At 59.4% G+C, this 13,360-nt stretch carries 15 protein-coding genes and 1 other annotated feature; of the genes, 9 read left to right on the forward strand and 6 right to left on the reverse strand.

Annotation, left to right across the window (positions count from 1 at the left end; translation table 11 throughout):
• Positions 1–175: 175 nt before the first annotated feature.
• The 4 genes from plaP to HMPREF3096_RS17355 form a co-directional block, all read right to left on the reverse strand.
• On the reverse strand, positions 176–1,534 hold the full coding sequence (gene plaP / locus HMPREF3096_RS17345) for a putrescine/proton symporter PlaP (RefSeq protein WP_004148994.1): 1,359 nt from the start codon (positions 1,532–1,534) through the stop codon (positions 176–178).
• A complete protein-coding gene (yoeI, locus tag HMPREF3096_RS31910) occupies positions 1,524–1,586 on the reverse strand; it encodes a membrane protein YoeI (RefSeq protein WP_096335043.1) in 63 nt (20 codons plus the stop codon). The genes plaP and yoeI overlap by 11 nt, the downstream gene beginning before the upstream one ends.
• Positions 1,587–1,823: 237 nt before the next feature.
• Positions 1,824–2,714, reverse strand: a complete 891-nt coding sequence (locus HMPREF3096_RS17350) for a LysR family transcriptional regulator (protein ID WP_064144546.1) — start codon at positions 2,712–2,714, stop codon at positions 1,824–1,826.
• 38 nt (positions 2,715–2,752) lie between these two features.
• The gene (locus HMPREF3096_RS17355) at positions 2,753–3,577 is read right to left on the reverse strand and encodes an SDR family oxidoreductase (protein WP_008804116.1); all 825 of its coding nucleotides are present in this window, start codon (positions 3,575–3,577) and stop codon (positions 2,753–2,755) included.
• Positions 3,578–3,753: 176 nt separating this feature from the next.
• Between HMPREF3096_RS17355 and hisL the strand changes: the two genes are divergently transcribed.
• The 9 genes from hisL (at position 3,754) to hisIE (ending at position 10,990) form a co-directional block, all read left to right on the forward strand.
• Complete coding sequence (hisL, locus tag HMPREF3096_RS30515) at positions 3,754–3,804, forward strand: his operon leader peptide (RefSeq protein WP_004899375.1); 51 nt, start codon at positions 3,754–3,756, stop codon at positions 3,802–3,804.
• Positions 3,780–3,902, forward strand: a sequence feature (His leader region). (Overlaps the previous gene by 25 nt.)
• A gap of 47 nt (positions 3,903–3,949) precedes the next feature.
• Positions 3,950–4,849, forward strand: coding sequence for an ATP phosphoribosyltransferase (gene hisG, locus HMPREF3096_RS17360; RefSeq protein WP_002912152.1), 900 nt, complete (start codon positions 3,950–3,952; stop codon positions 4,847–4,849).
• Positions 4,850–4,888: 39 nt separating this feature from the next.
• Positions 4,889–6,193 carry a histidinol dehydrogenase gene (gene hisD / locus HMPREF3096_RS17365; protein WP_008804115.1) on the forward strand — a complete coding sequence of 435 codons (1,305 nt, stop codon included), beginning with the start codon at positions 4,889–4,891 and terminating at the stop codon, positions 6,191–6,193.
• Positions 6,190–7,251, forward strand: a complete 1,062-nt coding sequence (gene hisC / locus HMPREF3096_RS17370) for a histidinol-phosphate transaminase (RefSeq protein WP_070544533.1) — start codon at positions 6,190–6,192, stop codon at positions 7,249–7,251. Before hisD ends, hisC begins: the two co-directional genes overlap by 4 nt.
• Positions 7,248–8,315, forward strand: a complete 1,068-nt coding sequence (gene hisB, locus HMPREF3096_RS17375) for a bifunctional histidinol-phosphatase/imidazoleglycerol-phosphate dehydratase HisB (protein ID WP_008804114.1) — start codon at positions 7,248–7,250, stop codon at positions 8,313–8,315. Before hisC ends, hisB begins: the two co-directional genes overlap by 4 nt.
• Entirely contained in the window at positions 8,315–8,905 is a 591-nt protein-coding gene (gene hisH, locus HMPREF3096_RS17380) for an imidazole glycerol phosphate synthase subunit HisH (RefSeq protein WP_008804113.1), read from the forward strand. The genes hisB and hisH overlap by 1 nt, the downstream gene beginning before the upstream one ends.
• Positions 8,905–9,642, forward strand: coding sequence for a 1-(5-phosphoribosyl)-5-[(5-phosphoribosylamino)methylideneamino]imidazole-4-carboxamide isomerase (hisA, locus tag HMPREF3096_RS17385; protein ID WP_064144547.1), 738 nt, complete (start codon positions 8,905–8,907; stop codon positions 9,640–9,642). The genes hisH and hisA overlap by 1 nt, the downstream gene beginning before the upstream one ends.
• Positions 9,624–10,400 carry an imidazole glycerol phosphate synthase subunit HisF gene (hisF, locus tag HMPREF3096_RS17390; RefSeq protein WP_064144548.1) on the forward strand — a complete coding sequence of 259 codons (777 nt, stop codon included), beginning with the start codon at positions 9,624–9,626 and terminating at the stop codon, positions 10,398–10,400. The genes hisA and hisF overlap by 19 nt, the downstream gene beginning before the upstream one ends.
• Complete coding sequence (gene hisIE, locus HMPREF3096_RS17395; RefSeq protein WP_008804111.1) at positions 10,394–10,990, forward strand: bifunctional phosphoribosyl-AMP cyclohydrolase/phosphoribosyl-ATP diphosphatase HisIE; 597 nt, start codon at positions 10,394–10,396, stop codon at positions 10,988–10,990. Before hisF ends, hisIE begins: the two co-directional genes overlap by 7 nt.
• A gap of 38 nt (positions 10,991–11,028) precedes the next feature.
• Here hisIE and wbdC read toward each other — a convergent pair whose 3' ends face one another.
• Positions 11,029–12,144, reverse strand: coding sequence for an N-acetyl-alpha-D-glucosaminyl-diphospho-ditrans,octacis-undecaprenol 3-alpha-mannosyltransferase WbdC (gene wbdC, locus HMPREF3096_RS17400; RefSeq protein ID WP_004184789.1), 1,116 nt, complete (start codon positions 12,142–12,144; stop codon positions 11,029–11,031).
• A 9-nt stretch (positions 12,145–12,153) separates the two neighbouring features.
• Positions 12,154–13,299, reverse strand: coding sequence for a glycosyltransferase family 4 protein (locus HMPREF3096_RS17405; RefSeq protein ID WP_008804110.1), 1,146 nt, complete (start codon positions 13,297–13,299; stop codon positions 12,154–12,156).
• Positions 13,300–13,360: the final 61 nt, after the last annotated feature.

The following is a 13,360-nucleotide window of genomic DNA, read 5'->3' on the forward strand; positions in this document are numbered from 1 at the left end:
CCGGGTGGCGGCTGCGCCTGACCCGGCCTACATAACCATTAAATTTCAGAAGGTTAACCATCACCGTAGGCCCGCGCAAGCGCAGCGCCGCCGGGCAAAAGGTATCGCACCGGGCCAAACAAAAAAAAAGCCGGAGGTTTCCCTCCGGCTTTTCTCATTTACATCACGCTATGCCTTAGGCCACATCTTCATACTGCGGCACCGGGTTGCGGAAGCTTTTGGTCACGCAGGCCAGATAGACCAGACCGATACCGGCCCAGATCAGGCCCAGAATCATCGAGCTCTCTTCCAGGTTGACCCACAGCGCGCCAACGGTCAGGGCGCCGCACATCGGCAGGAACAGATACTGGAAGTGGTCTTTCAGCGTCTTGTTGCGTTTCTCACGGATCCAGAACTGCGAAATCACCGACAGGTTAACGAAGGTAAACGCCACCAGCGCACCAAAGTTAATCAGCGCCGTCGCCATCACCAGGTCGAAGTTAATCGCCAGCAGCGCAATAGCGCCGACCAGGATGATGTTCATCGCCGGGGTGCGCCAGGTCGGGTGAACGTAGCCGAAGAAGCTTTTCGGGAACACGCCGTCGCGGCCCATCACGTACATCAGACGCGCCACGCCAGCGTGCGCCGCCATACCGGAAGCCAGCACGGTGATGGTGGAGAAGATCAGCGCGCCAACCTGGAAGGCTTTACCTGCTACGTAGAGCATAATTTCCGGCTGTGACGCATCCGGATCTTTAAAGCGCGAGATGTCCGGGAAGTACAGCTGCAGGAAGTAGGTGGCAAAGATGAAGATCAGGCCGCCAATCAGCGCGGTCAGGAAGATCGCCCGCGGGATGACGCGCTCTGCATCTTTGGTCTCTTCAGACAGGTTGCTGATGCCGTCGAAGCCGGTAAACGAGAAGCACAGGATCGTCGCCCCGGTAATCATCGGGATCACGTGCGCGTCACCGGACCAGAACGGACGGCTGCTGGCCAGCGTACCGGCGCCTTCGCCTTCAAACACGCCATAAATCACCATGCCGAGAATAACGGCAATCAGCACCACCTGCAGCACCACGATCACGGTGTTGAAGTTGGCGACGGATTTAATACTGCGCAGGTTAAAGGCGGTCATAAAGGCGACCAGCGCGATAACAAACACCCACGACGGAATCGAAGGCACCAGCGCTTCAAAATAGATTTTCGCCAGCAGAATGTTGATCATCGGCGCGAACAGGTAGTCGAGCAGCGAGGACCAACCCACCATAAAGCCAACGGTCGGGCTGATGGATTTCTGCGCATAGGTATACGCCGAGCCGGCAGAAGGGTAACGACGTACCAGCTTGCCATAGCTCAGGGCAGTAAACAGAATGGCGATTAACGCAAAGGCGTAGGCCGTCGGCACGTGACCGTCGGTCATACCAGAGACGATACCAAACGTATCGAACAGCGTCATCGGCTGCATATAGGCCAGGCCCATCATTACAACCGGAACTAACGTAAGCGTTTTACGTAATTCCACGCGAGAGGTATTTGGAGTAGCGTTATGCGACATAGTTATCCCCTTTTACGGTGAACGCCAGCGCGTAAGCAAAAAATTGCCCCATTTCTTTCTATTCCTCAGCGACAACGACTGTCGGTTTTTAGTAAATATCTATCCGGTACGAAGCCCGGCCTCTTGGTATTGAATGATGTGTCTTTCGACCAAAAAAATAACCGACACTTTTAAAAAAAGCGTCGGCTAGTCTCTGGTTTTCAGGCCGCATATTTTGCAACAAATTCAACGGCGTTGACAAGATGTTATGAAGTTCATTGCGTAAGCGTATTTTTTAACGTGCTAATATCTATACGATTTCCGTATGATAAATTGTAAAAATAGCACTATTTGCTAATAGCGTTTCCCGCCACCATTTGCTGGCCAAACCGCAGGTGGCGTCATTCCAGGCGATCCAGGCATGCTGGCGGGGCGACAGCCCGCGAACCGCCATGCTGATGAGCTCGCCGCTCTCCAGCAGCCCCTGCACCTGGTAACGCGGCAGACAGCCCCAGCCCAGCCCCATGCGCAGCAGCGCCAGCTGCCCCGCGGCGTCACACACCGTCAGGGTCTCCTGATCGCTGAGCAGCGCCCCGCCCTCGCCGGTGGCCACCGCCCGGTAACGGCGCAGGGTCCGCCAGCTCAGCGGAGCGCGGTGTCGCGCCAGCGGATGCTGCGGGGAAACCACCAGCAGCAGCTCCAGCTCGCCGAGGGGGAGATAGTCATAGCCGCTCAGCGGCGGCGGCTCGCCAAGGGCGCCCAGCAGCAGATCGGCCTGCCCGTCAGTCAGCGGCCGCCAGTCCAGCAGCGAGGGGTTTTGCGTGAAGTGCAGCCGGGTCAGCGGCTGTTGTTGATAAAATGCGGCAATCAGCGGCGAAAGCTGCGCCACGGGAAAAGTGCAGTCCACCGCCAGGCGGAGGGTGTGTTCCCACCCCTGCTGCAGCTTGACCGCCCGGATCTCCAGTTCGCGGGCGATATGCAGCACTTCCCGCCCTTTCTCCAGCAGCATTTGTCCGGTGGGGGTAAAGCGCGCGCGGTGGCCGCTGCGGTCGAGCAGCTGGATATTGAGATCGCTTTCCAGCCGATGAATGGTGTAGCTCAGCGCCGAGGGCGTTTTAAAGAGCTTTGCCGACGCGGCGGCAAAGCTCCCCTCTTTTTCCAGCGCGTCGAGGATCACGAGGACATCCAGCAGTGGTTTCATCGCTACCCCCTTACGGTATGCGAATCACCGCTGGCAGATCACTCCATCGGCATCACCAGCGGATCGGGGTACTGGTACTCAAACCCCAGCTCATTGCAGATACGATTGCCATCCACAATCTTGCCCTGACCGCCGTCCGGGCTGTCGCTGAACACCGGCGGCGGCAGCCCCAGTTCACGGGCCATTTGCGGATAAAAGAGGCCACGCGCCGGATGGCGGGGCGCACATAGATTATAGATGTGCCCGCCCTTCGGGGCCTGCAACAGCAGTTCGATAGCGGCCACCACATCCTGCAAATGCACCAGATTGACCACGTGCTGGCCATCCGGCGCCGACTTGCCGGCAAAAAAACGTCCCGGATGACGGGAAGGCCCCACCAGCCCGGCCAGACGCAGAATATCCACCGAGGTTCCCGGCAGGTTGTGCAGCCAGTCCTCCAGCTCCTTGAGCACCTGCCCGCTGGCGGTTTGCGGCAGACGCGGGGAGTTCTCTTTCACCGTGCCATTGACGTTGCCATACACCGAGGTGGAACTGGTGAAGACGATCCGCGGAATATGGTGCGCCAGCGCGGTATCGACAATCTCCTGCACCGCCTGCAGATAAAACCCTTCTCCCGCCCCGGTACGCCGGGCCGGCAGCGTGATCACCAGCGCATCGACGTTCATCAGCGCGTCGAGGTCCTCGGTATCACAGACCAGCTGCGGCTCCAGGCGCAGCGGATAGCTGTCAATCCCGCACATCCGCGCCGCCTCCACGCCATCCTGCGTGGTTTTACTGCCGGTGACCTGCCAGCCTCGCGCCATCAATGACAGCGCCAGCGGCATCCCCAGCCATCCCAAACCGACTATCGCGACCTTTTTCATCCCAGGCTCCTGACTCTTTCGCTGTGCTGATTACAGGCTACGCCAGCCTGCGGCAACTGACAATTTCTTCGCTCAATGTGAAATGAATTAATGATAGAAAAAAGCCCTTGCTTTCTGCGGCGGAAGTGGTTTAGGTTAAAGGACATCAAATGCATAGTCATTCACAGAGAATTTTTATGAACCGCGTTCAATTTAAACACCACCATCATCACCATCATCCTGACTAGTCTTTCAGGCGATGTGTGCTGGAAGACATTTGGATCTTCCAGTGGTGCATGAACGCGCAGAGAGCCCCCGGAAGATTCACTTCCGGGGGCTTTTTTTTGGACCAAATTCGGACAGATTCAGACAGGTATTCAGAGGAAAAGAACAATGTTAGACAACACCCGTTTACGCATAGCTATTCAGAAATCAGGCCGTTTAAGCGAAGATTCACGCGAATTACTCAGCCGCTGCGGCATTAAAGTCAATTTGCACACCCAGCGTCTGATTGCGCTGGCGGAAAATATGCCAATCGACATTCTGCGCGTGCGTGATGACGATATCCCGGGCCTGGTGATGGACGGTGTTGTCGACCTCGGCATTATCGGCGAAAACGTGCTGGAAGAAGAGCTGCTCAGCCGCCGCGCTCAGGGCGAAGACCCGCGCTACTTCACCCTGCGTCGTCTCGACTTCGGCGGCTGCCGCCTGTCGCTGGCGACCCCGGTGGATGAAGCCTGGAACGGCCCGGCGGCGCTGGACGGCAAACGCATCGCCACCTCTTACCCGCACCTGCTGAAGCGCTACCTCGATCAAAAAGGTATCTCTTTTAAATCCTGTCTGCTGAACGGCTCCGTGGAAGTGGCGCCGCGCGCCGGCCTCGCCGACGCCATCTGCGACCTCGTCTCCACCGGCGCCACCCTGGAAGCCAACGGTCTGCGCGAAGTGGAAGTGATCTACCGCTCCAAAGCCTGCCTGATCCAGCGCGACGGCGAGATGGCCGACGCCAAACAGCAGCTGATTGACCGCCTGCTGACCCGTATTCAGGGCGTGATCCAGGCCCGCGAGTCGAAATACATCATGATGCACGCTCCGACCGAACGCCTGGAAGAAGTGGTTGCCCTGCTGCCGGGCGCCGAGCGTCCGACTATTCTGCCGCTGGCAGGCGACAAGCAGCGCGTGGCGATGCACATGGTCAGCAGCGAAACCCTGTTCTGGGAGACCATGGAAAAACTGAAAGCGCTGGGCGCCAGCTCCATTCTGGTGCTGCCGATTGAGAAGATGATGGAGTAATCGGCCAGCCGGTCACGGGACACACAGGGGAAAACAATCATGAGCTTCAACACAATCATCGACTGGAACGGCTGTAGCGCAGACCAACAGCAACAACTCTTAACGCGCCCGGCGATTTCCGCCTCCGACAGCATCAGTAAAACGGTAGCGGAGATCCTCGATAACGTCAAAGCCAACGGCGACGCGGCGCTGCGCGAATACAGCGCGAAGTTTGATAAAACCACCGTCGCCGCGCTGCAGGTGAGCGAGGCGGAGATCGCCGCCGCCGGCGAACGCCTCAGCGACGAGCTGAAGCAGGCGATGGCGGTGGCGGTGAAAAACATCGAGACCTTCCACAACGCGCAACAGCTGCAGGCGGTGGATGTCGAAACGCTGCCGGGGGTGCGCTGCCAGCAGGTCACCCGCCCTATCGCCTCCGTCGGGCTGTATATTCCGGGCGGCTCGGCGCCGCTGTTCTCCACGGTGCTGATGCTGGCGACGCCGGCGCGCATCGCCGGCTGTCAGCAGGTGGTGCTCTGCTCGCCGCCGCCGATCGCCGATGAGATCCTCTATGCCGCGCAGCTGTGCGGCGTGAAAACCATCTTTAACGTCGGCGGCGCCCAGGCCATCGCCGCCCTGGCTCTCGGGACCGAGTCGGTGCCGAAGGTGGATAAAATCTTTGGCCCGGGTAACGCTTACGTCACGGAAGCCAAACGTCAGGTCAGCCAGCGTCTGGACGGCGCAGCCATCGACATGCCGGCCGGCCCGTCGGAAGTGCTGGTGATCGCCGACAGCGGCGCCACCCCGGACTTTGTCGCCTCCGACCTGCTGTCGCAGGCGGAACACGGCCCGGACTCGCAGGTGATCCTCCTGACCCCGGACGCCGACCTCGGCAGCCGCGTCGCTGAGGCCGTCGAACGCCAGCTGGCCGCCCTGCCGCGCGCGGAAACCGCCCGCGTGGCCCTCTCCGCCAGCCGGATCATCGTGGCCCGCGACCTGGCGCAGTGCGTGGCTATCTCCAACCAGTATGGTCCGGAGCACCTGATCATTCAGACCCGTCAGGCCCGCGAGCTGGTGGACAGCATCACCAGCGCCGGTTCGGTTTTCCTCGGCGACTGGTCACCGGAATCCGCGGGCGATTACGCCTCGGGCACCAACCATGTCCTGCCGACCTATGGGTATACCGCCACCTGTTCGAGCCTCGGCCTGGCCGACTTCCAGAAGCGGATGACCGTGCAGGAGCTGTCGCGCGACGGCTTTGCCGCCCTCGCCTCAACGATTGAGATCCTGGCCGCCGCCGAGCGCCTTGACGCCCACAAAAACGCCGTAACGCTGCGCGTTGCCGCCCTGAAGGAGCAAGCATGAGCATTGAAGATTTAGCCCGCGCCAACGTCCGTGCGCTGACCCCGTATCAATCCGCTCGCCGTCTGGGCGGCAAAGGCGACGTCTGGCTGAACGCCAACGAATTCCCGACCGCCGTGGCTTTCCAGCTTACCGCGCAAACGATGAACCGCTATCCGGAGCCGCAGCCGAAGGCAGTCATCGAGAGCTACGCCCGCTACGCCGACGTCAAACCGGAGCAGGTGCTGGTCAGCCGCGGCGCCGACGAAGGGATTGAGCTGCTGATCCGCGCTTTCTGTGAGCCCGGCAAAGACGCGCTACTCTACTGCCCGCCCACCTACGGCATGTACAGCGTCAGCGCCGAGACCATCGGCGTCGAATGCCGCACCGTGCCGACCCTCGCCGACTGGCAGCTCGACCTGCCGGGTATCGAGGCGCAGCTGGACGGCGTGAGGGTGGTCTTTGTCTGCAGCCCGAACAACCCGACCGGTCAGATCATCGATCCGCAGTCGATACGCGACCTGCTGGAGATGACTCGCGATAAAGCCATCGTGGTCGCTGACGAAGCCTATATTGAATTCTGCCCGCAGGCGACGCTCGCCGGCTGGCTCAGCGACTATCCGCACCTGGTGGTGCTGCGCACGCTGTCCAAAGCCTTCGCCCTCGCCGGCCTGCGCTGCGGTTTCACCCTCGCCAACGCCGAGGTGATTAACGTGCTGCTGAAAGTGATCGCTCCGTATCCGCTCTCTACGCCAGTGGCCGATATCGCTGCCCAGGCGCTGAGCGCGGAAGGCATCGCCGCGATGCGCCAGCGCGTGGCGCAGATCCTCGACGAGCGCCGCTACCTGGTGGAACAGCTGCGCGGCATCGCCTGCGTGGAGCAGGTCTTCGATTCCGAGGCGAACTACGTTCTGGCGCGGATAACCGCCTCCAGCGCAGTGTTTAAATCTTTGTGGGATCAGGGCATTATCTTACGTGACCAGAATAAACAACCTTCATTAAGCGGCTGTTTGCGTATCACTATCGGTACCCGTGCCGAGAGCCAGCGCGTGATTGACGCCTTGACTGCGGAGAATGTATGACCCAGAAGTATCTCTTTATTGACCGTGACGGCACCCTGATTTCCGAACCGCCGGTGGATTTCCAGGTGGACCGTTTCGACAAGCTGGCGTTTGAGCCGCAGGTGATCCCGGCGCTGCTGAAGCTGCAGCAGGAAGGCTATAAGCTGGTGATGATCACCAACCAGGATGGCCTGGGAACCGACAGTCTGCCGCAGGAAGCATTTGATGGCCCGCACAACCTGATGATGCAGATCTTCGCCTCGCAGGGCGTCAATTTCGAAGAGGTGCTGATTTGTCCGCACTTCCCGGGCGACAACTGTGCCTGCCGCAAACCGAAAACGCAGCTGGTGCTGCCGTGGCTGGAAGACGGCGTACTGGATAAAAGCCACAGCTATGTGATTGGCGACCGGGCCACCGACCTTGAGCTGGCGGATAACATGGGAATTACCGGCCTGCGCTATGACCGTGAGACCCTGGACTGGCCGACCATCAGCGAGCAGCTGACCCGCCGCGACCGCTATGCCCACGTCGAGCGCATCACCAAAGAGACCCAGGTGGACGTGAAGGTGTGGCTGGACCGCGAAGGCGGCAGCAAGATCCACACCGGCGTCGGCTTTTTTGACCATATGCTCGACCAAATCGCCACCCATGGCGGCTTCCGCATGGAGATCAACGTCGGCGGCGATCTGTACATCGACGATCACCACACCGTGGAAGATACCGGCCTGGCCCTCGGCGAAGCCCTGAAGCTGGCGCTTGGCGACAAGCGCGGCATCAACCGCTTCGGCTTTGTGCTGCCAATGGACGAGTGTCTCGCCCGCTGCGCGCTGGATATCTCCGGCCGTCCGCACCTGGAGTATAAGGCGGACTTCACCTATCAGCGCGTCGGCGATCTGAGCACCGAGATGGTGGAACACTTCTTCCGCTCGCTCTCTTACACCATGGCGGTGACCCTGCACCTGAAAACCAAGGGCAAGAACGATCACCACCGCGTGGAGAGCCTGTTCAAAGCCTTTGGCCGTACGCTGCGCCAGGCGATCCGCGTCCAGGGCGATGCCCTGCCGTCTTCCAAAGGGGTGCTGTGATGAATGTGGTGATCCTTGATACCGGGTGCGCCAACCTCAATTCGGTGAAATCGGCGATTGGCCGCCACGGCTATGAGCCGGTGGTCAGCCGCGATCCGGAGGTGGTATTGCGTGCCGATAAACTGTTTCTTCCCGGCGTCGGCACCGCCCAGGCGGCGATGGACCAGCTGCGCGACCGCGATCTGATCGACCTGATCAAAGCCTGTACCCAGCCGGTGCTGGGGATTTGCCTGGGCATGCAGCTGCTCGGCAAGCGCAGCGAGGAGAACAACGGCGTCGATCTGCTGGGCATTATCGAAGAAGAGGTGCCGAAGATGACCGACCACGGTCTGCCATTGCCGCACATGGGCTGGAACCGGGTGTATGCCAAAGCAGGCGATCGTCTGTTCCGCGGCATTGAAGAAGGCGCGTATTTCTACTTCGTGCACAGCTACGCCATGCCGGTCAACCCGTACACCATCGCCCAGTGCAATTACGGTGAGGCGTTCACCGCCGCGGTGCAGAAAGATAACTTCTTTGGCGTGCAGTTCCACCCGGAGCGCTCCGGGAGCGCCGGGGCGCAGCTGCTGAAAAACTTCCTGGAGATGTGATGATTATTCCTGCTTTAGATTTAATCGACGGCACCGTCGTTCGTCTCCACCAGGGCGATTACGGCCAGCAGCGCGACTATGGCAGCGATCCGCTGCCGCGCCTGCAGTCCTATGTCGCTCAGGGGGCGGAAGTCCTGCACCTGGTCGACCTGACCGGGGCGAAGGATCCGGCGAAACGCCAGATCCCCTTGCTGAAATCGCTGGTCGCCGGCGTTGACGTCCCGGTACAGGTTGGCGGCGGCGTGCGGACCGAAGCGGATGTCGCGGCCCTGCTTGAGGCCGGCGTCGCCCGCGTGGTGGTCGGCTCCACCGCGGTGAAATCCCCGGAGGAAGTGAAAGGCTGGTTTAAACGCTTTGGCCCTGAGCGTTTGGTGCTGGCGCTCGACGTGCGCATTGACGCCGACGGCAACAAGCAGGTGGCGGTCAGCGGCTGGCAGGAAAACTCCGGCGTGACGCTGGAGGAGCTGGTGGAGAGTTATCTGCCGGTCGGCCTGCAGCACGTGCTGTGCACCGATATTTCCCGCGACGGCACGCTGGCAGGTTCTAACGTCTCGCTGTACGAGGAAGTCTGCGCCCGCTACCCGCAGGTGGCGTTTCAGTCATCCGGCGGCATCGGCGATCTTAATGATATTGCCGCGCTGCGCGGCACTGGAGTGCGCGGCGTGATTGTTGGTCGCGCGCTGCTGGAAGGTAAATTCAACGTAACGGAGGCCATTCAATGCTGGCAAAACGGATAATCCCCTGCCTCGACGTCCGCGACGGCCAGGTAGTGAAAGGCGTGCAGTTCCGTAATCACGAGATCATTGGCGACATCGTCCCGCTGGCCAAGCGCTATGCCGACGAAGGGGCTGACGAACTGGTGTTCTATGATATCACCGCCTCCAGCGACGGCCGGGTGGTCGACAAGAGCTGGGTGTCGCGCGTGGCGGAAGTGATCGACATTCCTTTCTGCGTGGCCGGCGGGATCAAATCGCTGGAAGACGCGGCGCAGATCCTCTCCTTCGGCGCCGATAAGATTTCGATTAACTCCCCTGCTCTCGCCGACCCGACGCTGATCACCCGCCTTGCCGACCGCTTTGGCGTGCAGTGCATTGTGGTGGGGATTGATACCTGGTTTGATGCAGAGACCGGCAAATATCACGTCAACCAGTATACCGGCGACGAGACCCGCACCCGGGTGACACAGTGGGAAACCCTCGACTGGGTGGGGGAAGTGCAGAAGCGCGGCGCGGGCGAGATCGTCCTCAATATGATGAACCAGGACGGGGTGCGCAACGGTTACGACCTGCAGCAGCTGGCGAAGGTTCGCGCAGTGTGCCATGTCCCGCTGATCGCCTCCGGCGGCGCGGGCACCATGGAACACTTCCTCGAAGCCTTCCGCGACGCCAACGTTGACGGCGCGCTGGCGGCCTCGGTATTCCACAAACAGATTATTAATATTGGCGAACTGAAAGCGTACCTGGCGGCACAGGGCGTGGAGATAAGGGTATGTTGACTGAACAGCTGGACTGGGAAAAAACGGACGGCATGATGCCGGCCATCGTGCAGCACGCCGTATCCGGCGAAGTGCTGATGCTGGGCTACATGAACAAGGAGGCGCTGGAGAAAACCGAAGCCACCGGCAAGGTCACCTTTTACTCACGCACCAAACAGCGGCTGTGGACCAAGGGTGAAACCTCGGGCAATGTCCTCAATGTGGTGAGCATCACGCCGGACTGTGACAACGATACGCTGCTGGTGCTGGTGAACCCGATCGGGCCGACCTGCCATAAAGGCACCACCAGCTGCTTCGGCGAAACCGGCCACCAGTGGCTGTTCCTCTATCAGCTGGAGCAGCTGCTGGCCGAGCGTAAGCACGCCGACCCGGAGAGCTCCTACACGGCGAAGCTGTACGCCAGCGGCACCAAGCGTATTGCGCAGAAAGTGGGGGAAGAAGGCGTGGAGACCGCGCTGGCCGCCACGGTGAACGACCGCTTCGAGCTGAAGAATGAGGCGTCGGATTTGATGTACCACCTGCTGGTGCTGCTGCAGGACCAGGGGCTGGATCTCGGGGAAGTGATTGATAATCTGAAGAGTCGTCACTAACGCGTTACCCCCCGCCGCAACGGCGGGGGTAGCAGGCCTCAGGATTTGCTTTCCAGCAGCGTAGTGTAGAGATTGACGTAAGCGTCAATCATATGGTCGGCAGTAAACATCTCTTCAAAACGACGACGCGAGTTTTCGCCATAGCGGCTGGCGGTTTCATCGTTATGCCAGAGCTCATTCATCGCCTCCACCAGCGCCTGACTGTCATTCGGCGGGATCACGCAGCCATTCACTTTGTCCTGGTTAATGAACGAGGTCCCGGTGCCGATCTCGCAGGAGATCAGCGGCCTGGCGAAGCGCGCGCCTTCCAGTAACGTAATGCCAAATGCCTCGGAGCGCAGATGCGAGGGGAAGACCACGCCCCGGCAGAGCTGGAAGAGAATGTATTTATCTTCGTCGTTGAGCATGCCGGTAAACACCACATTGCTCAGCCCGCGCTGCTGCGCTTCACGACGCACTTCCGCCTCCAGCGGCCCGCCCCCGACGATCACCACCGGCAGCCGGCTACGCTCGGCGGCATCCAGCAGAATGTGCAGCCCTTTGTAGTAGCGGAAAGCGCCAACGAAGAGGAAGAAGTTATCGCCGACGGTTTCCCGCCAGTGCGCCACCCGCTGCGGATCGTGCTGCACGTCATGCTGCTCCAGACCAAACGGGATCACCACGGTTTTATCCTGATATTTTTTCAGGGTCTGGCTGGAGGCCACGTAGTTGGGCGACGAGGCGACGATGCAGTCTACGCTGGCGAGGAATCGCTCCTGCAGCGGCTGGTACAACTTCATTAACCGTTTTTGTTTCACAATATCCGAGTGATAGGTCACCACCGTTCTGGCGTCAGGCCGCGCCGAGAGATGCAACATATCCATGAATGGAAACGGAAAATGGTAGTTGATGATGTCGTAATCATCTTTAATCTGCTTAAAACGCTTTAACGCTTTCAACGAAAACGGCGTGGAGGCAATTTCAAAAAGCTGCTTATTATAAATGACCCGATGGTCTTCGTAGGCGACAGGACCTGTCTCTTTGTCCGGGCTAAAAGTAAAAACATCGGCTGCGATTCCCCGGCGGGCGCAGCCCTGACTTAGCTGATAAATGACCTGCTCAATACCGCCGTAGGTATCGGGATAGTAGGTCTTATAGACGTGTAGAACTCTCAACTGACACCCTTAGAGTAATTTATAGGCGTTAATGGTCTGGGTCGTACAGTTCTCCCACGAAAACTGTTTCGCCTGGGCAAGACCGCGCGCGGTGGCGATTTCCCGCCAGCTATCATCCTGCAGGCTCTGCAAAATATGCGCGCTAATCGCGTCTACATCATTAGGATCGGCAACGAGGCCGGCATCGCCAACCACCTCAGGCAAAGAAGTGACATTGGAACATACTACCGGCACACCGCAAGACATCGCTTCAAGAATAGGTAAACCGAATCCCTCATAGAAAGAGGGATAAACAAAGGTTCTGGCCGCCGCGTACAGATAAGGCAGGTCTTCATCCGGGACATAGCCCAGGTAACGGATCCACCCTTCACGCGTACCGCGCTCGACTAACTGCCACAGCACATCGTCTTCCCATCCGCGATAACCGCTGAGGATCAGCGGGTAGCGCATGCGGGTCTCCATCGGCAGCAGCTGATAGGCCTGCAGCAGACCGCGGATATTTTTACGCGGCTCCATGGTGCCGATATATAACGCATACCCCTGCCACGCCAGCTGATATTTCTGCAGGACCGGCAGGCACTCCGCCGGGCTGCGCGGAATATAGTCGCTGCTGCAGGCCAGCTTGGTGGTGACGATCCGATCCGCCGGATAGTTGAACAGGCGGATGATTTCACTGCGCGAGAAGTCGGAGACGGTCAGGATCAGCTTCGCCGAATCCAGGCTCTCGTGCAGGGACTTCTCCATATAGCGAACCCGATCTTTTGGATGATATTCCGGGCAGGTAAAAATGGAGATGTCATGAAACGTGGTCACGGCGCGTTCCAGGCGATGCGGCAGATAGAAATTGGGACCATGGTAAATGTAGTCTTTGTAATCGCGCAATGCCCACGCCTGGCGCCGCGGATGCAGCAGGCGATACGCCTCAATCAGCAGCGGCTGGCGACGCAGAAACGCCGACAGACGACCATGATTGCTGGCTTTGGTATCGCTTTTATTCTCCACCTGGGGGATCTGATCGATAAACGACGCGCCGTGAAACAGCTTCAGCTCTTCGATTTCACGGGCAACCGCCAGCCGCTTAACCAGCTCCAGGGAATACCGACCGATGCCCGTTAATGGGTATTTAATTGGCTCAGTAGCAAAAATAATTTTCATAATAAATGACACATCATCATCTAGCTCCCCTTGTATTCAAAGGCAAAAAATACCAGGGGGA

Source organism: Klebsiella sp. HMSC25G12 (assembly GCF_001807705.1).
GTDB lineage: Bacteria > Pseudomonadota > Gammaproteobacteria > Enterobacterales > Enterobacteriaceae > Klebsiella > Klebsiella variicola.